This window comes from Streptomyces sp. MUSC 14 (assembly GCF_001866675.1).
Classification (GTDB): domain Bacteria; phylum Actinomycetota; class Actinomycetes; order Streptomycetales; family Streptomycetaceae; genus Streptomyces.
The window spans coordinates 143,457-163,472 of sequence record NZ_MLYN01000037.1 but is presented as its reverse complement, the minus strand read 5'-3'; the positions used below and the strand labels follow the sequence as shown (position 1 = coordinate 163,472).

Here is a 20,016-nt window from a genome sequence, read left to right as displayed (position 1 = left end):
CGCGGCGCGGCTTGCCTTCGCGCGCACTCCAACTCGTAGCGTCGTAGACCCCATCACCCATGAGGAGAGAGACCCTACGTGCGTTACACACTGTTCGGACGGACCGGTCTGCGCGTCAGTGAACTCGCGCTCGGCGGGATGACCATCGGCGACGACCTGGGCTGGGGGGCCGACAAGGACGTCAGTGCCCGTATCGTCGACGCCTACGCCGACGCGGGCGGGAACTTCATCGACACCGCGAACATCTACACCTCGGGCAGCTCGGAGCGGATCCTCGGCGAACTGCTCGCCGGGCGGCGGGATTTCTTCGTCCTGGCCGGCAAGTACACCTGCGGCACGCGCGACGGGGACCCCAACTCCGCGGGCAACCACCGGAAGAACCTCGTGCAGTCCGTCGAGGAGAGCCTGCGGCGGCTGCGCACGGACCGGCTCGACGTGCTGTGGGTGCACGCCCGCGACAACTTCACGCCGGTCGGGGAGGTGATGCGGGCCCTGGACGATCTGGTGCGCTCGGGCAAGGTGCAGTACGTGGGCGTGTCGGACTGGCCCGCGTGGGAGATCGCTCAGGCCAACACCCTTGCGGAGCTGCGGGGCTGGACGAGTTTCGCGGGTTCGCAGCTGCGCTACAGCCTGCTGGAGCGCACCCCGGAGCGTGAACTCCTGCCGCAGGCCCGGGCGTTCGACCAGGCCGTCTTCGCCTGGGCACCGCTGGCCTCCGGCAAGCTCACCGGCAAGTACCGGCGCGGGGAGACCGGCCGCCTGAACACCACGGGTGGCACATCGGAGGCCTGGGAGGAGGACGTGATCAGCGTCGTCCTGGAGATCGCCGAGCAGGGCGGATGGACTCCGGCGCAGGTGGCGCTGGCCTGGCTGCTGGGCCGGCCCGGCAACGTCGTACCGATCGTCGCGGCCACGAAGACGGCCCAGCTCGCTGACAACCTGGCGAGCACCGAGGTCCGGCTGGACGCGGACGCCGTACGGCGGCTGGACGAGGTGAGCGCGATCCCGCTGGGCTTCCCGCACGACTTCCTGCGCGAGCCGCCCGTCACGCGGAACGTCTACGGCGACCGCTGGCCGGACATCGACGACCGGCGCTCCACCCACCGCCGTACGGTCCACGACATCCTCTGACCCGGCCCGCTAGGCGCGCAGCGCCCCCGTCCGGCCCTCCAGGCGGCCGAGCAATTCCCCCAGCAGGATGGCGAGTTCAGCTTGTCCCTCCGGGGCGAGGATCGACAGTACGGCGGTCTCGTAGGCGAGTTGCTCGGGCAGGATGCCGTCGACCAGGTCACGGCCGGTGTCGGTGAGCCGGAGGTGGGCGACGCGGCGGTCGCGGGTGTCGCCACGCCGCTCGACCAGCCCGCGCTCGGTCAGCTGCTTGAGCCGCTTGGTGACGGCGGCTCCGGAGGAGAAGGTCTCGCGGGCCAGCTCGCCCGGGGTGAGCTCGTGGCCGGTGCGGCGCAGCGCGCCGAGCAGATCGAACTCCGGGCGGCTGAGCCCGGCCCTGCGCAGGGGCGCGTCCTCGGCCTGCTGGAGCAGGGCCGCACAGCGGTTGATCCGGCCGATGACCTCCATGGGCCCGGTGTCCAGCTCGGGATGCACGGCCCGCCACTGCCGGACGACGGCGGCAACGGTGTCACCGGGCGAGGCCGCGGAACCGAGGCCCGGGCCGGTACCGAGACCACCGCCGGCGCCCGTACCGGTGCCGGTGGATGTGCGGGCCCCCGCGCCGCTCCCGGCGTCGGCCCCACTGCCGCCTGCAGATCCGGAGCCGGCGCCGGAACCCGGGCCGGCGCCCGTGCCCGCCTCCGCCCCGGTCGTGTCGTCCGCGGGTGCCGGTCCGCCGTTGCTCGCCGTCATGGCCGTATGTCCTCCGTCGCCCGGCCCGGGTCCCGCCTCCGGCCCCGGGCCTGCTCCTCGTCCTGCCCCGGTACGTACCCCTGACGTCGTACCGTCGCCGCGAGCGTACGGTGTCCGGACTGCTCGGCGAGCACGACCCGCTCCTCGGGCAGCGCGCGCTGCCACCATTCGCCCGCGGCGGCGTCGGCTGTGGCGCGCAGCTCGGCGAGGGCGGCGGCGAGGGCACGGCGGGCGCTCTCCAGCGCGCGGTGGTCCGGGTGCGGCTCGGCCAGCAGCCGGGCGGCGTGCTCCCGGGCGCGTTCCGTGGCGGTCAGGTCGTGTTCGAGGCGGTCGCCCGCGCGCCGGTTGGTGACGGCGACGGCCGCACCGAAGCCGACCAGCGCGCCGACGAGGGTGTCCAGGGCCCGCTCGGTCATCAGCCGCCCCGGGTCCTGACTGCGGGCGAACTCGGTGATGAGCAGCGCCATCGGAGTGACACAGACGCTGCCGAGCCAGTAGTTGCGGCCCATCAGCGCCTCGGCGCCGAAGCTGAGGGCGAGACAGCACAGCACCAGGGCGGCCGGGTGGAGATGGGCGAGCGGGGCGAGGGCCGCGAAGGCGAGCACGCCGACGAGGTTGCCGACGACGCGCTGGACAGCCCGGTTCCAGGTGAGCGTGATGTTCGCCTGATAGAGGGAGGCCGCCGTGACCAGGGCCCAGTAGGGGCGGCCGACGCCGAGCGCGAGGGCGGCGTAGCCGGCGAGGGCACAGCCGGTCGCGGTGCGTGCGGCGATCGGCGCGAGCGGGGCGAGGCGGTGCCGCAACGACTGTGGCCGCAGGGCGAGTTCGGTGTCCGCGCCGAGGAGTTCGTCGGCGGATTCACGGGGCGGCGCGACCCGCGGTACCCGGCCGGTGCCACCCAGTTCCCGGGCCCAGGCACGCAGCCGGGCGGGGTCGCTGTCGGCGGGGGCGGCGAGGGCGACCTCGGCGCGCACCACGAGCTGTTCGAGGGCGCGGCGGGCCCGGTCGGGGCGTGCGGCGAACAGGGACTGCCAGGCGGCGTGGATCGCGGCGGCGCTCGCGGCGCGGGCCTTGGCGTGTCCGTCGCCGGTGCCGTCCGTGGCGGCGTACGCGGCGGCGGCGTTCAGGGCCTGGGCGGTGGCGCGCCGTTCGGGGCCGTACGGGCGCAGCAGCCCGGGCGCCATGCCGACCACCCAGGCCCAGGCACCCGCGGCCAGGGCGAGTCCGACGTGTCCGGGGACCTGGCCGAGGGTCTGCGGTGCGAACAGCGAGGCGGAGCTGATGAAGGTGAGGACCACGTTGGCGGGCGGCCCGAGCCGGGTCACGTCGCACACGGCCTTCTGCGCGGCCGCCATGACGGCGCCGACCGTGACCAGGACGACGGCGTTCGTGGTGAGCGATGCCGTGAGCAGCGCGACGGCGAGGCCGCCGACCATGCCGGCCACCACCCAGCCGAGGACGCGGGCGCGGGCGGCGTAGGGCCGGTTGTGGCCGTAGAGCGCGCACAGGGATCCGGCCATCGTGTACATGGCGAGGTCGAGGCGGCCGAGCGCCAGCAGGATGAGGTTGGGCGGGGCGATGGCGACGACCACGCTCAGCGCGGGCTTGAACCAGATGTCGGAGGGCCGCCCGAGGCGGAGTGCTCCGGAGAAGGGAAGTCGGCGAAGGGTCGCACTGCTCATACCCATCAATTTAGCACGTGTTTTACCTATAAAATATTTACCGCTCGACCCCGCTCACCTGCTGCGCTCCGTCGAATGCTCCCCGTGTACCCCCTTGCGCTCGCGTGCGCCCCGTCCGGCCGGGGCATCGCATCCCTCGACCGAGCGTCGAGCGGGGAGGTGCGCGTGCACGGACCGGTACCGGCCGCCTGGCTGCTGGTCGCGCTGTGCGCGGCGACCGGGGGCTACTGCCTGCTGCGGATGCGCAGCGGAGTCGAGGAGCAGCGCCGCTCCGCGGGCGGCGAGGCGCTGATGGGCTTCGGCATGGCCGTGATGGCCGTACCGGCCGCCGCCTTCACCCCGCCGAGGTGGGCGTGGCCGGCGTACGCGGCGGTGTTCGGGGCGGCAGCCCTGCGCGCACTGTGGGCCGCCCGCACGACGCCGCACCATCTGCACCACCTGGTGGGCACGTTCGCGATGGTCTACATGGCGGCGGCGATGGCCGTGGCGCCGCCCGCCGCGCACCATGCGCACGGCGGCCTGGGCGTGCCGGTGCTGACCGGCGCACTCCTGGTCTACTTCACGGGGTACGTACTGCTCGCCGGCTCCCGCCTGGTGCCGGGCGTGGTCGCCGCGGCCGGACCAGGATCCGGCCTGGCATCCGGACCGGCGCGCTGGGGAGACCGCCCGGAACTGGCCAGAGCCTGCCGCTTGTCGATGGGGATCGGGATGGTGGCCATGCTGCTCACGATGTGAGCGAGCGCCCCAGGACCCGAGGACCCGACCCGAGGACCCGACGGGAGCGATGCCTGCGTCACTTCGGCGTCACGGCCCGTACGGTGAGCGGCCCCGCGCTCATAGGGTGCTGTCCATGGTGGTCCCCGTGGCACTGTTGCCGCTCGGCGCCGTGACCGCCCTTGCCGCTCCCCGGCTGCTCGTCCGGGCCGACCGGGCGGACCGCGAACCGGTCGTCGCCCAGTGGGTGTGGCTGGGGGCACCTGCCTCTGGGGGAGCGTCGTGGGAGCCGTCCTGCTGTGCTGCGCGCTGTCGATGACCCTCAGCGCGGCTGCGGCCTGGGGGCCCTGCGCGGGAACGTGTTCGCCCCGGCGCCGCGCGGTCGTGGACGCCTACGCGCTCGGCGCCACCGGTCCGTGGGCCGCGACCACCGCCGTGCTGCTCGCCTCCGGAGGTCTGTGGAGCCTCGCGACGCTGGTGCGCGAGGTCGTACGGTCCCGGACGCGGCGGCGGGCACGGCGGACCGAACTCCTCGTGCGCGCACCGCTGTTGCCCGGCGAGGAGCAGGTGGGCGGACGGCTGGTGGTGCTGGAGGGCGAGCGTCCCGACGCCTGGTGGCTGCCCGGGCGCCGCGCCCCGGCTCGTCATCACCACGGCCGCGCTGCGCCGCCTGAAGGGGCGCCAGTTGGACGCGCTGCCGGCGCGCGAGCAGGGCCACGCACAGGCCCGGCACGACTGGCTGCTGCACGGTTCGGCCGCGCCGGCGGGCGGGTTCCCGCAGGTGCCGGTGTTCGCCGCGTTCCGCGACGAGATGCACCGGCCGGTCGAGCTCGCCGCCGACGACATGACCTCCCGGCGTTTCGGCCGGCTGACGACCGCTCTGGGGCCCTGGCCGAACTGAACGAGGAGCGCGGCATGTTCGGCCCCTCCCCGCTCCGCAGGCCCAGGTCCCGCAGCGCGTGCACCGCCTGCTCACCGCCCCGGACCGGCTCCCCGCCCTGCACCGGCTCCGCCTCACGGCGCTGCCCGCACTGGTGCCGGTTCTCCCGGTACTGGTGGCCCTCGCACCGGGGCGGCGGGCGCTGGGCTGAGCCGCCGCGCTCCGCCCCGCACCGCACCCCTCTCGGGCTCGACCGGCTCAACTCCCCTGTACTCCGGTCTCGATAAGGTCAACGGCATGACCGCTGTGCTGTTCGACTTCTCCGGGACCCTGTTCCGGATCGAGTCCACCGAGTCCTGGCTGCGCGCGACGCTGGACGCGTCGGGGCGCGGCCTTCCAGAACCGCAACTACTGGAGGCCGCAAGAGCGTTGGAAGCCTCCGGCGCACTGCCGGGCAGTGCCGTGGAGCCGGTCGGCCTGCCGGCCGAACTGGCCGGGTTGTGGGCGGTGCGGGACGAGAGCGCACAGCTGCACCGGGCCGCCTACACCGGCGCGGCCCGGCAAGTTCCGCTGCCCTGGCCGGAGTTGTACGACGACCTGTACGAGCGGCACATGACCCCCGCCGCCTGGTCCCCGTACCCGGACGCGGCCGAGGTGCTGAGCGCGCTGCGCGGGCGCGGGATAGGTGTCGGCGTGGTCAGCAACATCGGCTGGGACCTGCGTCCGGTCTTCCGCCATCACGGGCTCGACGCGTACGTGGACGCGTACGTGCTGTCGTACGAACACGGGGTGCAGAAGCCGGACCCGCGGCTGTTCTCGGTGGCCTGCGCGGCACTGGGCGCCGATCCGCGGGAGGTGGTGATGGTCGGCGACAGCAAGGAGGCGGACGGCGGTGCGGCCGCGCTCGGCTGCCGGGTGCACTTCGTCGACCATCTGCCGGTGGCGGAGCGGCCCGACGCACTGCTGCCGGTGCTGGACCTCGTGGACTGAGGCCACCCCCGGTCACGCTGCGGCCCGGTCCGTCCGAGCAGGGCACTGACGAGCGGGGAGAGTAATGGCTCGCTCACGCGCCGTCCGTCTGAGACGATCCCCCGCGTCGCCCCAGACGGACGGCAGCCCTGGACCGGTCCCACCCATGGCGGGGCCACCCGCGTTGAGTATAGTTGGCTGGCAGCCAGTCAACGCAGGAGTTACAGGATGTCCCCGCGAAGCGCCTCGGTCAATGAAGAGTTGCGACGGCGTTCCCGGGAACGGCTGTTGCAAGCGGCAGTGGAGATGGTCGACGAGCACGGCTTCGAGGCCACCACGCTGGGCGACATCGCGGACCGGGCCGGTTCGGCGCGCGGCCTGGTGTCGTACTACTTCCCCGGCAAGCGCCAGCTGGTGCAGTCCGCCGTGCACCGGCTCATGCATCGCACGCTGGAGGAGGCGCTGGAGCGCGCGCCGCACACCGAGGACGGCAGGGAGCGGCTGGCCCGGGCCATCGACGCCATCCTGGGCCTGACCCGCGATCACCCCGTCCTCATGCGCCAGCACATGGCCGGTCTGCTGCAGGCGGAGGGCTTCGTGCAGTGCCCGGAGCAGCAGCGGCTGGGCGAACTGCTGGGGGACACCGTCGCCCGGTACGGCTCCGCGGACGTCCCGGCCGACTACCCGAAGCTGCGGGCCCTGTTGATGGGAGCGGTGTACGCGGCGCTGATGCCGGGGGCGCCGATGCCGCTGCCGGTCCTGCGCGCCGAGCTGTTCCAGCGGTACGGGCTCGACTGGTCGATGGGGGTGCCGCCGGAGAGCGCGCCGGACACCGGGGCGCGGGCGCAGGACCTGTCCCGGTTCTTCGCCACGGAGGCCCGGCCGGAGCAGGGCTGAGGGCCAACCGCCCTCAGCCGCGGCGTGCGTGACGCGCCGTCAGGAATCCCGCGTCCCGTGCCTGGGCGATCAGTTTGAGGGAGCGGCGGCGACTGCGCCCGGTCGCGGTCATCACGGCGAGCACCGGATCGACGCCCTCCTCCTGCGCGGCGCGGTACTCCTGGGCCGCCCGCCGACACCCCTCGACACCACGCGGCCAGGCCGACCGCTCACGTCGAGGCGTGGCGCAGAGACCGGCCGTTTCCCCGCCGTCCTCGCCGCTCACACCGTCCTCGCCGTCCTCGCTCCTCCCGTCTGCCTCGCCCTCCTCGACCGGCGCGGTGTTCACACCCGCCTCGTACGACTCCTCGGGCACACGAGCACCCTCCTCGGCGACCGACTCGGGCGCCCCCTCGGCCACTCCTGCACCCGCACCCGCCCCCTCGCCCTCGTCCGTCCGTCCCTCCGCCGCGTCCACCGTGTCCCCCGCCACCCCGCACGCCCCGGAGAGCGGCCCCTTGAGCCAGTCCGCGAGGGCTGTCAGATCGGCGAGGGACAGGGCCGGTTCGGCCTGGACGTCCTCGATGGACACGCGTCCCTCGCGGGCGACGGCCAGCGCGTCCACGCGGGCGCCGTCGGGAAAGGCAAGCCGGACGTGGAACCAGGACAGGGTGCCGTCGCGCTCCCGCACCTCCCACGCGGGCCAGACGGACACCGCACCGTCGTCCGGGTCCCGATCAGTCAGATTGAGGTCAGAAAGATCAAGAAAGGATGCTCCAGGCACGCATGCAACGTAACCGCATGATCACACTCCATACGAACGGACACGCGTCCGCGTCACCCCGGCGGCCCCTGCCGTACCGGGCCGGGCAGTGCCATGCTGGTGACGTCCGCACACTCTCCTTCCCTCGAGGAGTTCCGCTGTGCTGCGTGTCGCCGTCGTCGGTTCGGGCCCGAGCGGGTGTTACACCGCCCAGAGCCTGGTTCAGCGGGATCCCGGGGTCCGCGTGGACGTCCTGGACCGGCTGCCGTGCCCGTACGGCCTGGTCCGGTACGGCGTCGCCCCGGACCACGAGAAGATCAAGTCGCTCCAGGGCAGCCTCGCGGCGGTGCTCGAACACGAGCGGGTGCGGTTCCTCGGCGGGGTCCGGGTGGGCGGTCCGGGCGGGCTGCCGGTCGAGCGGCTGCGGGAGCTGTACCACGCGGTGGTGTACTGCGTGGGCGCCGCCGGCGACCGCCGCCTCGGGATCCCCGGCGAGGAACTGCCGGGCAGTTGGCCGGCGACCGACTTCGTGGCCTGGTACAGCGCGCATCCGGACGCGATCGACGCGGGCTTTCTGCACCGCGTGCGCTCGGCCGTGGTCATCGGCGTGGGCAATGTGGCGGTGGACGTCGCACGGATGCTGGTCCGCGGCGCCGCGGAGCTGACCCCGACGGACATTCCGCAGGCGGCTCTCGACACCCTGACGGAGAGCAGGCTCAGCGAGGTGCACGTGGTGGGGCGGCGCGGCCCGGCACAGGCCCGCTTCACCACCAGGGAGCTGCGCGAGCTGGGCGGCCTGCCCGACACCGAAGTGACCGTACGGGCAGATGAGTTGGCGCTGGATCCGAGCGACCCCGGCGCGCTGCCAGGGGTGTCGCGGCGCAATCTGGAGGTGCTGCGCGGCTGGGCGGAGCCCGCGCCGGAGCCGGCCGTGCGACGGATCGGCCTGCGGTTCTTCCTGCGGCCGGTGGAACTGCTCGCGGGCGAGGGAGGCCGGGTGGGTGCCGTCCGCTTCGAGCGAACGGCACCGGACGGACAGGGCGGGGTCACGGGCACGGGCCGGTACGAGGAGGTGCCGGCCCAGTTGGTGCTGCGGTCGGTGGGCTATCGCGGAGTGCCGCTGGACGGGCTGCCGTTCGACCCGGTGAGCGGCACCGTGCCGCACGAGGCGGGCCGGATCGTACGGGGCGGTGCGCCCGCTCCCGGCGAGTACGTCGCGGGGTGGATCAAGCGCGGCCCGACGGGTGTCATCGGCACCAACCGGCCCTGCGCGAAGGAGACGGCCGCCTCCCTCCTCGCGGACGCGCCCGCGCTGCTCGGCAGAGCCGTGCCCGGGGATCCGGTACCGGCGCTGCGGGCGGCCGGGTTCGATCCCGTGCCGTGGTCGGGCTGGCTGGCGATCCGTCGGGCCGAAGCCGCGCTGGGCGCGCGGCTCGGGCGGGGCGTGGTGAAACTGGCCGACTGGGACGCGCTGCGCACGGCGGCCCGTACGACGTAGCCCGGCCGGCTCCGCTGTGCCATGGCAGCGCGGGCCGGGGGTGACACACACCGGCAACAGTCCGGAAATCAACAAACTGTTCAAGGCGCTTACGGTCTCCTCCTGTTCGGATGTCACTCCCCACCCGCCGCTTGCTGGAGTCCCCATGACCACCACCGCACAGGTGCACCCCGTCGACGAGATACCGCCGGTACGGCAGCTGGCCGCCTTCGGGTTGCAGCACGTGCTCGCGATGTACGCGGGCGCCGTCGCCGTGCCGCTGATCGTGGGCGGCGCGATGAAGCTGTCGCCCGCCGACCTGGCATACCTGATCACCGCCGATCTGCTGGTGTGCGGCATCGCCACGCTGATCCAGTGCGTCGGCCTCTGGCGGTTCGGGGTGCGGCTGCCGATCATGCAGGGCTGTACGTTCGCCGCCGTGTCGCCGATGGTGCTCATCGGCACGACGAACGGCGGACTGCCCGCGATCTACGGCGCGGTGATCGTCGCGGGGCTGGCGATCATGTTGCTGGCGCCGGTCTTCGGCAGGCTGCTGCGCTTCTTCCCGCCGCTGGTGACCGGCACGGTGATCCTGATCATCGGGGTGTCGCTGCTGCCGGTGGCGGGCAACTGGGCCGCCGGCGGCGCCGGGGCGAAGGACTTCGGCGAGCCGAGGAACCTGGGGCTGGCGGCCTTCGTGCTGGCGGTGGTGCTCGGCGTGCAGCGGTTCGCGCCGGCCTTCCTCGCCCGGATCGCCGTGCTGATCGGTATCGCGGTGGGCCTCGCGGTCGCGGTGCCGTTCGGGTTCACCCGCTTCGGCGGGGTCGCGGACGCCGACTGGGTCGGCATCAGCACGCCGTTCCACTTCGGCGTACCGGCGTTCCACGTGTCCGCGATCGTGTCGATGCTGGTGGTGGCGCTGGTCAGCATGACCGAGACGACCGGCGACCTGATCGCCGTCGGCGAGCTGACCGGGCGGAAGGTCGAGCCGCGGCCGCTGGCCGACGGGCTGCGCGCGGACGGTCTGTCGACCGTGCTCGGCGGGGTGTTCAACACCTTTCCGTACACGGCGTACGCGCAGAACGTGGGTCTGGTCGGCATGACCCGGGTGCGCAGCCGCTGGGTGGTCGCGGCGGCCGGCGGGATCCTGGTGCTGCTCGGTCTGCTGCCGAAGCTGGGCGCGGTGGTCGCGGCGATCCCCGCGCCGGTGCTGGGTGGCGCCGGTCTGGTGATGTTCGGCACGGTCGCGGCGAGCGGGCTGCGGACCCTGGCCCGGGTGGACTTCCGCGGCAACGACAACCTGACCGTGGTAGCCGTCTCGGTGGCGATCGGCATGCTGCCGGTGGGAGTGCCCACGGTCTACGACCGGTTCCCGGACTGGTTCCAGACGGTGATGAACAGCGGCATCAGCGCGGGCTGCCTGTCCGCGATCGTACTGAACCTGCTCTTCAACCACCGCACGACGGCGGCGGGTTCGGGTGCCGGTGACGCGGCGGGGCAGACGGACTCAGGCGCCGCCGATTCGACGGAGCTGTAGCTCGGTGGCGGCGAGCAGGCGGTCGAGCAGCCCGGGAAAGAGGTCGTCGAGATCATCCCGGCGCAGGACGTTCATCTTGGCCGTGCCCCGGTAGACCTGCCGGATGACCCCGCTCTCGCGCAGCACCCGGAAGTGGTGCGTGGTGGTGGACTTGGTCACCGGCAGGTCGAACTGCGAGCAGCTCAACTCTCCCTCACCGGAGGAGAGTTCATGGAAGATGCGCAGCCGCATCGGGTCGGCGAGCGCGTGCAGCACGGTCTCCAGCCGGATCTCGTCGCGTTCCGGGTGCGGCAGCGCGCGGCCGGTGGTGGCGGTGTCGGTCACGGCGGCGCCCCTTTCGTCCCATGATCCCTGCTGGTCTCGGCCCGTCGATCCTGCCCATCGACCATTGTACGAGACTCATAGTAGTTTGACATCTCTCGTAGTACGAGGGTTATCGTACGAGTCGACCACCGGTCCCGTGACGAATGGAGTCCGCCGTGAGCGCGCTCTTCGAGCCCTTCACCCTGCGCGAAGTCACCATCCCCAACCGGGTGTGGATGCCCCCGATGTGCCAGTACTCAGCCGACCCCGAGGGGCCGCTCACCGGCGCCCCGAACGACTGGCACCTCGCGCACTACGGAGCGCGCGCCACGGGCGGCACCGGCCTGATCATCATCGAGGCCACCGCCGTCTCGCCGGCGGGCCGGATCTCCCCCTACGACCTCGGCCTGTGGAACGACACCCAGACGGAGGCCTTCCGCCGGATCACCCGCTTCCTGACCGCCCAGGGCGCGGTACCCGGCATCCAGCTGGCCCACGGCGGCCGCAAGGCCTCCACCGACCGGCCGTGGAAGGGCGGCGCGCCGGTCGGCCCGGAGGCGCACGGCTGGCGGCCGGTGGCACCGAGCGCGGTGCCCTTCGACGAACGGCATCCCGTGCCCATCGAATTGACGGTCGATCAGATCACCAAGATCGTGGGCGAGTTCGCCGCCGCCGCGCGCCGTGCGCTCGACGCGGGCTTCGAGGTCGCCGAGATCCACGGCGCCCACGGCTACCTCGTCAACGAGTTCCTCTCGCCGCACTCCAACCGCCGTACCGACGCCTACGGCGGCTCGTACGAGAACCGCACCCGCTTCGCCCTCGACGTCGTGGACGCCGTGCGCGCGGTGTGGCCCGAGGACAAGCCGGTGTTCTTCCGCATCTCGGCCACCGACTGGCTCCAGGACGGCGGCTGGACCACGGAGGACACGGTGCGCTTCGCCCGCGATCTGCACGCCCACGGCGTGGACCTCCTCGACGTCTCCACGGGCGGCAACGCCTCCGGCGTGACCATCCCGGTCGAGCCGGGCTACCAGGTGCCGTTCGCCGCCCGGGTGAAGGCCGAGACGCCGCTGCCCGTCGCGGCCGTGGGCCTGATCACGGAGGCGGAGCAGGCCGAGAAGATCCTCACGAACGGCGAGGCCGACGCCGTCCTGCTCGGCCGCGAGCTGCTGCGCAGCCCCTCGTGGGCCCGGCAGGCGGCGCGCGAGCTGGGCGCCGAGACCCGGGTGCCGGTGCAGTACCACCGGTCGGTCTGAGCCCCGCGGTCCCCCGCCGGTCGGCCAGCGCACCGCCCGGTCGAAGCCGATCACCGCGTCGAAGTGGCCTGCCCGGCAACGAGATCGCCGGGTGACGGTGCACCCCGCCTCGGCGTAGCGGCAGATCACCACCGTCGGCGCCCTGCCGCACGCCCGTCCCCTCCCGTCCGCACCGGCCGGTGACAGGATGTGCGGGCGAGGGGAGAGCGGATGGGGCGCAGGGAACGGGAGACGGTCGCTCGCGCGGCACGGCTGTACGAGGCGGCACGGTCGCTGGCCGACGACCACGACAAGGCCGTCGAGGGGGTACGGGCGGCACTGCGGCCGATCGAGGACGCGGCGGTGGAGGAGGCGCTCGACGCCCTGCCCGTGGCCCGGCTGCAGGACGCCACCGGCGGGCGGCTGCGGCTGGGCGAGGTGGACGGCAGCGGGCTGCACACGGTGCGGCAGGTGCTCGACGCCGGTCCCTACCGGCTGCGGCAGATCCCCGGGGTGGGTGAGCGGACCGCCGGCCAGATCGTCGCGGCCGCGCGCCGGCTCGCCGACGCCGTACGGGAGACCGTCGCCGTACACCTCGACGTCGACCGGCCGCAGCCGCGCACGACGGCGCTCGTCAGGGCGCTTCAGGTGCTGGTGGAGGCCGGGCCGGAGGCGCGGCGTGCCGTCGGCGCGGCTGACGTGCTCGCGCAGCGTCTCGAACCTCTGCTGTCCGACGCCCGCCCCGCCGCCGGGCGCCTGGGCCTGCTGGTCGCCGGGCAGGAGAAGAAGGCCCGCGCGCTGACGGCCGTCGAGCAACTGCGCACGGCCCTGGCGGAGGCCCAGCGGGCCGGCACCCCCGGGGCGCTCGCGCAGGCGTCGGTGGACCTGCTGCGGGCGCCGTCGAACGACGCCGCGGCCTGGGTGGACTTCGAGCTGCGCTCCGCCGAGTACTACGGCCTGCTCACCGAGATCTCCGGGCACGTGCCCGACACGGCGGCCGCCGAGGGCTTCCTGCCCGACGAGATCGCCGAGCGGGTGCACGGCCAGCAGGTGGACGACTCCCGGCTGCGGGTGTCACTGCGCGGCTATCAGGCGTTCGGGGCCCGCTTCGCGCTGGCGCAGCGCCGGGTGCTCCTCGGCGACGAGATGGGGCTCGGCAAGACGATCCAGGCGCTGGCCGCACTGGCCCATCTGGCCGCCGAGGGGCAGCGCCACTTCCTGGTCGTCTGTCCGGCGAGCGTCCTGGTGAACTGGACGCGGGAGATCGAGGCGCGCACCTCGCTGCCTGTCACGCCGTTGCACGGACCGGACCGGCACGCGGCGTTCGCCCACTGGAAGGGGCGGGGCGGGGTGGCCGTGACGACCTTCGACGCCCTGCGCGGATTCCCGGCGCCGGGCGCGGGCGAGATCGGGATGCTGGTGGTCGACGAGGCGCACTGTGTGAAGAATCCCAAGGCCCTGCGCTCCCAGGCCGTCGCCCAGTGGGCCGGCCCCAGCGAACGGGTCCTGTTCATGACGGGCACGCCGATGGAGAACCGGGTCGCCGAGTTCCGCAACCTGGTCCGGATGCTCGACGAGGCGGTGGCGGAACGCATCGGCGACCGTACCGGGCTGCCCGGTTCCGTGGCCTTCCGGAAGGCGGTCGCCCCCGTCTATCTGCGCCGCAACCAGGTGGACGTGCTCGCCGAACTCCCCGCGCTCCAGCACACGGACGAGTGGGAGGAACCGAGCGCCGCGGACGAGGAGGCGTACCGCGACGCGGTGTGCTCGGGGAACTTCATGGCGATGCGCAGGGCGGCGTACGCGCGTCCCGAGCGGTCCGCCAAGCTCGTCCGGCTCCGCGAGATCGTGCACGAGGCGCGGGAGAACGGTCTGAAGGTGGTGGTGTTTTCCGCCTTCCGGGACGTGCTCGGCGTGGTATGGGAGGCGCTCGGCCCCGAGCCGCGCCGGGGCGGCGGGCCGGTGCTCGGCCCGCTCACCGGAAGCGTGCCGCCCGAACGGCGCCAGCTGCTGGTCGACGAGTTCGCCGCCGTGTCCGGCCCGGCGGTGCTGCTGGCACAGATCCAGACGGCGGGTGTCGGCCTCAACCTCCAGGCCGCCTCCGTCGTGGTCATCTGCGAGCCGCAGCTCAAACCGACCGTCGAACAGCAGGCGGTGGCGCGGGCTCACCGCATGGGCCAGGTACGTCCGGTCCGGGTGCACCGGCTGCTGGCGCCGGGCGGGGTGGACGAGCGGATGGTGGAGATGCTGAACCGGAAGGCCCGCCTGTTCGACGTCTACGCCCGCCGCAGCGCGCTCGCGGAGGCGACCCCGGACGCCGTCGACGTGTCGGACTCGGACCTGGCCCGCCTGATCGTCGAGGAGGAGCAGATCCGGCTGGGCCTGGCGAACGGCGGGCGGGGGGCCGGGGAGGCCGAGGCGACCGACGGCGAAGTCGGCTGTGCTGCCGAGGAGTTCCGCGGTGCGGGCGCCGCCGGCGGCGCGACGGACGGCCGTTCCTTCCCGGCGTGACGCACGCACCCGGAACGGCTCCCGGGCAGATGCACGGCGGAGGAGGGAGTCGACGCGATGGGAGGGTGCCGCCTCTGGGGGAGCACGTGCCGGACGCCACGCGCCAGGCGGCATTTTGACGACAGGGCCAAGGGGCGCCAGAGGTCGTCCTAGGGACGCCAGAGGTCGTCGTATCCGGGATGATCGGCGTAGGGCAGCGCGAGCAGACGCAGGGTGGTGCAGGGCGAGCGGGGGCGCTCTCCCGCGCGGCAGGTACGGCAGCTGCCGTCGCCGCCTGTCCGGTGCTCCGCCGACAGTGCCTGTTTCGACCGGAGTTCACGAAGCACCCGGGCCGGATCGTGCCGGGCCACGTGGGTCAGCAGCTTCACCGGGTCCTCGGCGCCGAACTGCACCATCGGCGTGTGCGTGGACCCGCCGTCCCGGGACGTGAGCACCTGCTCGGTCGCGTCCGCGAGGACGCCCCACACGGCGCCGGGCGCACCCGCGATGGCGTCGCGGGCCACCCGTTCCTCTTCCTCGAAACGGTCCCGCAGGAACGTCTCCAGAGCCGTCGGCGTCATGCGGCGCGCTCTCTGCGGCCGACCGAGGCGGACAGCTCCCGCTGGTAGTCGGCGTAGGCCGTGCGCAGAGCCTCCCCCGGCCAGTCGGCGGGGAGGAGCGCGGGCGGCAGGACGGGGTCGGTGAGCAGATGGCGGACGGCCGCCGCGCAGGCCGTGAAGCGGTCCGCCGGGCCGCGGCCGGCCGCCGTGTGCGCGAGGAGTGTCCGCGCGGTGGCGGCCCAGGAAGCCAACGGCCAGAGCCGGGCGGCCAGTTCGGGGGCGGGACCGTCGGGGCGGGCGGTGTACGTGAGGGCGACGCGGTGCAGGTCGGCCGGGAGCGGGCGGTCGAGGTTGGCCGGGCGCAGCCACACGCCCTCGCGGAGTTCGGCCAGGCGCAGTGAGGTCAACCGGGCGCGCAGGTCGGCGCGTTCCGCGGGGCCGCGGCCGGTCACCGTGATCACCACCATCTCCCACTCGCCGTCCCACGCGCGCGTGCCGGGGCGCAGTGCCTCGTCCTGGCGGCGCTGGCGGGCCAGCAGCCGGCCGCTGAGCCGGTAGACGCCGTCCGTGCGCCGCAGGTCCCCGGCGGCCACCATCCGGCTGAGCGCGGCGCGCAGCGTGGAGCCGCCCACGCCGAACGGCTCCACCAGCCGGACCAGGTCCTTCACCGGCAGCTCGGGCGGGTGGGCGCCGAGCAGGAGACTCAGCACGGCCGACCGCGCGGACAGCGGCCGCAGGTCCGCCTCCTCCGGCTCGGGCGGGACGTTCATGCGCATGGGCACGTACTCTACGTGCGCCCCGGCTGCTGCGTTATTGCTACAGCCGCAGGAAGAGTGCAACATGGCCGTATGGTCTCCATACCCGCAGAGCAGCGGTCGCAGTCTGCGGCTCAGCCGCCGTACGCCACGCACGACGTCACCAACCAGGCCCCGCCCCTGGCTCCGTACGACGCCTCCGACGACCGGGCCCTGCTGGAGGGGCTGCGCCGGGAGGGTGCCGGGTGGGCCGAGGAGGACCTCCGGCGGCTGGGGGCGCGCGCCGGGAGCGCGGAGGCGCAGGAGTGGGGCGAGCTGGCCAACCGGCACGAGCCCGAGCTGCGCACCCACGACCGCTACGGCCACCGGATCGACGAGGTCGGCTTCCACCCCAGCTGGCACCACCTGATGCGCACGGCGGTCGCCGAGGGCCTGGCCGGCGCCCCGTGGGCGGACGAGCGGCCCGGCGCCCATGTGGCCCGCAGCGCGGGCGGGCTGGTCTGGGGGCACACGGAGGCCGGGCACGGCTGCCCGACGTCGATGACGTACGCCGCCGTCCCCGCGCTGCGCGCCCAGCCGGAACTGGCCAAGATCTACGAGCCGTTGCTCACCAGCCGGGAGTACGACCCCGAGCTGCGCGTGCCGGCCGAGAAACCGGGTCTGCTCGCCGGAATGGGCATGACCGAGAAGCAGGGCGGCTCGGACGTCCGGACGAACACCACGACGGCCACGCCCACCGGCGAGCCGGGCGTGTACACCCTGCGCGGGCACAAGTGGTTCACGTCGGCACCGATGTGCGACGTGTTCCTGGTGCTCGCGCAGGCCCCGGGCGGCCTGTCCTGCTTCCTGGTCCCGCGGATCCTGCCGGACGGCACCCGCAACACGTTCCGCATCCAGCGGCTGAAGGACAAGCTGGGCAACCGCTCCAACGCGTCCTCCGAGCCGGAGTTCGACCGGACGGTGGCCTGGCTGGTGGGGCCGGAGGGGCGCGGGGTGAAGACCATCATCGAGATGGTCAACTGCACCCGACTGGACTGTGTGATGTCCACGGCGACCCTGATGCGCAAGACGCTGGTCGAGGCAGGGCACCACGCCCGGTACCGCAGCGCGTTCGGCGCCCGGCTCCTCGACCAGCCGCTGATGCGCAACGTCCTGGCCGATCTGGCGCTGGAGTCGGAGGCGGCGACGACGCTCACGCTGCGGCTGGCCGGCGCGGCCGACCGCGCGGTGCGCGGGGACGCCGGCGAGCGGTCCTTCCGGCGGATCGCCACCGCCGTGGGCAAGTACTGGGTCACCAAGCGCGGCCCCGCGTTCACGGCGGAGGCCCTGGAATGCCTGGGCGGCAACGGGTACGTGGAGGACTCCGGCATGCCCCGGCACTACCGGGAGGCCCCACTGCTGTCGATCTGGGAGGGCTCGGGCAACGTCAACGCGCTCGACGTGCTGCGCGCCCTCGGCCGCGAACCGGACTCCGCGGAGGCACTGTTCGCCGAACTCGCCCTCGCGCGCGGGGCGGACGCCCGGCTCGATGCCACGGTGGCCGGGCTGAAGGACCAGTTGGCCGAGACCGACCAGGTGGGCGCCCGCCGGCTGGTCGAGCGGATGGCGCTCGCCCTGCAGGCCTCGCTGCTGGTCCGGTACGCCCCGCAGCCGGTCGCGGACGCCTTCTGCGCGAGCAGGCTGGGCGGCGACTGGGGGCACGCGTTCGGCACGCTGTCCGCCGGGACCGGCCTCGACGCGATCCTGGAGCGCGCCCTGCCCGGCCTGAACTGACCCCTCCCTCCGGGCGAGTGCGGGCCACGCGCGCGTGTGGCCGGTGACAGCCGACGGATCGCACACAGTCAGGCCGTGGCTGCGGACCGTTGTCAGTGCCGTGGTGCACACTCGCGATCAGGTGGCACTCGCCCGGGGGAGGACTAGGTGTTCACGGGGATCGACGAGGTCGACTGGGCCTCGCTGCGGCACGCCCGCGGCAGCGCGCGGGACGTGCCCGGATGGCTGCGGGCGCTGGCCTCCGCGGACGACGCCGAGCGGGCGACCGCGCTCGACGGGATGTACGGCGCGCTGCGCCACGAGGACGGGGTGTACGACGCGACGCCGGTCTGCGTCCCCTTCCTGTTCTCGCTCGCGGCCCGCGCGGAGGTCCCGGACCGGGCCGGCATCGTGGAACTGCTGGTCGGCGTCGGCACGAAGGGCACGGACGGCGACACGCGTGCGTGGGACGCGGTGCGGGCGGGCGCGGAGGACTTCGTCCCGCTCGCCGCGGACCCGGACCCGGCGCTGCGCGCGGCGGCGGCCGGGGCCCTCGTGCGGTTCCTGACCGAGCCCGCGCGGACCCTGGAGGTGTTACGGCGGCGGCTGCGGGCCGAGCGGGACGGCCAGGTCCTGCTCGCCCTCACCGAGGCGCTCGGCCAGTTCGCCCGCGGGCACCCGGCGCACGCCGACGCCGCGGTGGACCTCCTGGCCGAGCTGAGCGCGCCGCCGCACGACGCGGGGCTGCGGCTGGCCGCCCTCGGGCAGCTCGCGCTCGCCGCGCCCGCCCGGCTTCCGGCCGGCCTGGTGCCGACGGCGGTCGGGCTGCTGCGGGAGCGGTCCGCGCGGCGCGCCGGCGCCGCCGAGCGGCCCGCGGCCGACACCCTCGTGGGGCGGCTCCGGCGACTGCGCCCCTCGGACGAGGAGGGCGCCCGTCTGCTGCGCACCCTGCACACCGCGCTCGGCGACCGCGTGGCGGACCGCAGCGCCCTGCTGTCCGGGCAGTTGACCAGCACGGACCCGGTGGACCGGTGCAACGCCGTCTGGCTGGCCGCGGCCCTGCTGCGCGGCTGGCGCGGCGACCACACGGCGACCGTGGCGCTGCTGGGCCGCCAACTGGGTACGGAACAGGACCGGTTGCGGGACGCGGCGGCCGCGGTCCTGGCGGAGCTGTTCGCGCTGGCGGCGCCCGCGGCCGACGCCCTGCACGCGCTGGTGTGCGCCCGGCCGGACCTGTGGACACACCGCTGGGAGCGCGGCTCCCCCGTGCTCGGCGGTCCGCTCAAGGCACTGGCCAGGAGCGGCGATCCCCGCGCGGTCCCGGCCCTGGCCCAGCTCCTGGCGGGCCCAGCGGCGCCGATGGACCTGGGGTTCGAACTGGCTCACCTGGGCGCCGCCGCGGCCCCGCTCGCCCCGGCGGTACGGCACCGGCTCGGCCGGGTCCTGCTGTCCTCCCCGTCCGCCGCCCGGATCGCCGCCCCGCTGCTGGCGGCGGTGGGAGCCGCGGGGGACGCGGACGCGGTCCCGGAGGTGTTACGGCTCCTGTCGGACGCCCCCGACGCCCTGGGGACACGGGACGCGCTCGCGCGTCAGGTGATCGCAACGCTGGAGGCCCTGGGCGCCACCGCGCGGGCGATCCCGCCTCTGCACGCGCTCCTGTCCACGCGCCACGCGGCCGCGGCGGCCGGAGCGCTCTGGTCGGCACACGGAGACAGCGCCGCCGTACTCCCGGTCCTGCTAAGGGAGTTGGCCGACGGCGACCCGGCCGGCCGGTGCGTGGCCGCCCGCCGGCTGGGCAGGCTCGGCCCGGCCGCGCGGCCCGCCGTGCCCGCACTGTGCCGCGCCGCCCGGTCGGGCCGGACAGGTCAGCGGACGTCGGCCGCGTGCGCGCTGTGGCACATCGCCGCGGATCCGGAGCCCGTGCTCGCCGTCTTCCGGGCGGCCTGGACGGAGGACGTGCGCACCCGCGGCACGATCGCCCACTGCCTGACCACGATGGGCCCGGCCGCGTCCCCGCTACGGGACCTGGTCACGGCGGAACTGGCCGCTCCACGGCGTCATCTGGCCCGCGCGGGCGCGTCCTGCCGCCGGGGCGTACCGAAGGACGAGGCACTGCTGCGCGCCTGCCGGGAGGTGCTGATGGTGATGCAGCGGGTGATGTGA

The 20,016-nt window shown here is 74.2% G+C and carries 16 protein-coding genes and 1 pseudogene; 11 read left to right on the top strand and 6 right to left on the bottom strand.

Annotated elements, in window-relative coordinates; translation table 11 throughout:
• Nucleotides 1-78: 78 nt before the first annotated feature.
• Nucleotides 79-1,131 (top strand): aldo/keto reductase, encoded by a 1,053-nt coding sequence (locus BIV25_RS24100; protein ID WP_071374476.1) that lies wholly within the window; start codon nt 79-81, stop codon nt 1,129-1,131.
• A 9-nt stretch (nt 1,132-1,140) separates the two neighbouring features.
• On the opposite strand, the gene BIV25_RS24095 is transcribed toward BIV25_RS24100, so the two are convergent.
• Both BIV25_RS24095 and BIV25_RS24090 read right to left on the bottom strand, forming a co-directional pair.
• Nucleotides 1,141-1,860, bottom strand: coding sequence for a MarR family winged helix-turn-helix transcriptional regulator (locus tag BIV25_RS24095; RefSeq protein ID WP_256256030.1), 720 nt, complete (start codon nt 1,858-1,860; stop codon nt 1,141-1,143).
• Entirely contained in the window at nt 1,857-3,542 is a 1,686-nt protein-coding gene (locus tag BIV25_RS24090; RefSeq protein ID WP_071374475.1) for an FUSC family protein, read from the bottom strand. The genes BIV25_RS24095 and BIV25_RS24090 overlap by 4 nt, the downstream gene beginning before the upstream one ends.
• 165 nt (nt 3,543-3,707) lie before the next feature.
• On the opposite strand from BIV25_RS24090, the gene BIV25_RS24085 reads away from it, so the two are divergent.
• The 4 genes and pseudogenes from BIV25_RS24085 to BIV25_RS24070 all read left to right on the top strand — a co-directional run bounded on the left by BIV25_RS24085 (nt 3,708) and on the right by BIV25_RS24070 (nt 7,002).
• Entirely contained in the window at nt 3,708-4,277 is a 570-nt protein-coding gene (locus BIV25_RS24085) for a DUF5134 domain-containing protein (RefSeq protein ID WP_071374474.1), read from the top strand.
• Between the two features lie 115 nt (nt 4,278-4,392).
• A pseudogene (locus BIV25_RS24080) lies at nt 4,393-5,347 on the top strand (M56 family metallopeptidase).
• Between the two features lie 86 nt (nt 5,348-5,433).
• Complete coding sequence (locus BIV25_RS24075; protein ID WP_071374473.1) at nt 5,434-6,126, top strand: HAD family hydrolase; 693 nt, start codon at nt 5,434-5,436, stop codon at nt 6,124-6,126.
• Between the two features lie 207 nt (nt 6,127-6,333).
• On the top strand, nt 6,334-7,002 hold the full coding sequence (locus BIV25_RS24070) for a TetR/AcrR family transcriptional regulator (protein WP_071374472.1): 669 nt from the start codon (nt 6,334-6,336) through the stop codon (nt 7,000-7,002).
• Between the two features lie 13 nt (nt 7,003-7,015).
• On the opposite strand, the gene BIV25_RS24065 is transcribed toward BIV25_RS24070, so the two are convergent.
• On the bottom strand, nt 7,016-7,696 hold the full coding sequence (locus BIV25_RS24065; protein ID WP_071374471.1) for a DUF6214 family protein: 681 nt from the start codon (nt 7,694-7,696) through the stop codon (nt 7,016-7,018).
• 208 nt (nt 7,697-7,904) lie between these two features.
• On the opposite strand from BIV25_RS24065, the gene BIV25_RS24060 reads away from it, so the two are divergent.
• Nucleotides 7,905-9,242, top strand: coding sequence for an FAD-dependent oxidoreductase (locus BIV25_RS24060; protein WP_071374470.1), 1,338 nt, complete (start codon nt 7,905-7,907; stop codon nt 9,240-9,242).
• A gap of 145 nt (nt 9,243-9,387) precedes the next feature.
• Entirely contained in the window at nt 9,388-10,758 is a 1,371-nt protein-coding gene (locus tag BIV25_RS24055) for a nucleobase:cation symporter-2 family protein (protein WP_071374469.1), read from the top strand.
• On the opposite strand, the gene BIV25_RS24050 is transcribed toward BIV25_RS24055, so the two are convergent.
• Nucleotides 10,729-11,082, bottom strand: coding sequence for a helix-turn-helix transcriptional regulator (locus BIV25_RS24050; RefSeq protein ID WP_071374468.1), 354 nt, complete (start codon nt 11,080-11,082; stop codon nt 10,729-10,731). The genes BIV25_RS24055 and BIV25_RS24050 overlap by 30 nt on opposite strands.
• Before the next feature lie 155 nt (nt 11,083-11,237).
• Between BIV25_RS24050 and BIV25_RS24045 the strand changes: the two genes are divergently transcribed.
• Nucleotides 11,238-12,317, top strand: a complete 1,080-nt coding sequence (locus BIV25_RS24045) for an NADH:flavin oxidoreductase/NADH oxidase (RefSeq protein ID WP_071374589.1) — start codon at nt 11,238-11,240, stop codon at nt 12,315-12,317.
• A gap of 210 nt (nt 12,318-12,527) precedes the next feature.
• Nucleotides 12,528-14,807: a DEAD/DEAH box helicase gene (locus BIV25_RS24040; protein ID WP_079176857.1), complete on the top strand. Its 2,280-nt coding sequence runs from the start codon at nt 12,528-12,530 to the stop codon at nt 14,805-14,807.
• Between the two features lie 149 nt (nt 14,808-14,956).
• On the opposite strand, the gene BIV25_RS24035 is transcribed toward BIV25_RS24040, so the two are convergent.
• Both BIV25_RS24035 and BIV25_RS24030 read right to left on the bottom strand, forming a co-directional pair.
• Nucleotides 14,957-15,367: a DUF6221 family protein gene (locus BIV25_RS24035; RefSeq protein WP_071374467.1), complete on the bottom strand. Its 411-nt coding sequence runs from the start codon at nt 15,365-15,367 to the stop codon at nt 14,957-14,959.
• Nucleotides 15,364-16,122, bottom strand: coding sequence for a PaaX family transcriptional regulator C-terminal domain-containing protein (locus tag BIV25_RS24030; RefSeq protein WP_071374466.1), 759 nt, complete (start codon nt 16,120-16,122; stop codon nt 15,364-15,366). The genes BIV25_RS24035 and BIV25_RS24030 overlap by 4 nt, the downstream gene beginning before the upstream one ends.
• 72 nt (nt 16,123-16,194) lie before the next feature.
• Between BIV25_RS24030 and BIV25_RS24025 the strand changes: the two genes are divergently transcribed.
• Both BIV25_RS24025 and BIV25_RS24020 read left to right on the top strand, forming a co-directional pair.
• Nucleotides 16,195-17,874 carry an acyl-CoA dehydrogenase family protein gene (locus BIV25_RS24025; RefSeq protein WP_071374465.1) on the top strand — a complete coding sequence of 560 codons (1,680 nt, stop codon included), beginning with the start codon at nt 16,195-16,197 and terminating at the stop codon, nt 17,872-17,874.
• Between the two features lie 147 nt (nt 17,875-18,021).
• A complete protein-coding gene (locus BIV25_RS24020; protein WP_071374464.1) occupies nt 18,022-20,016 on the top strand; it encodes a PBS lyase in 1,995 nt (664 codons plus the stop codon).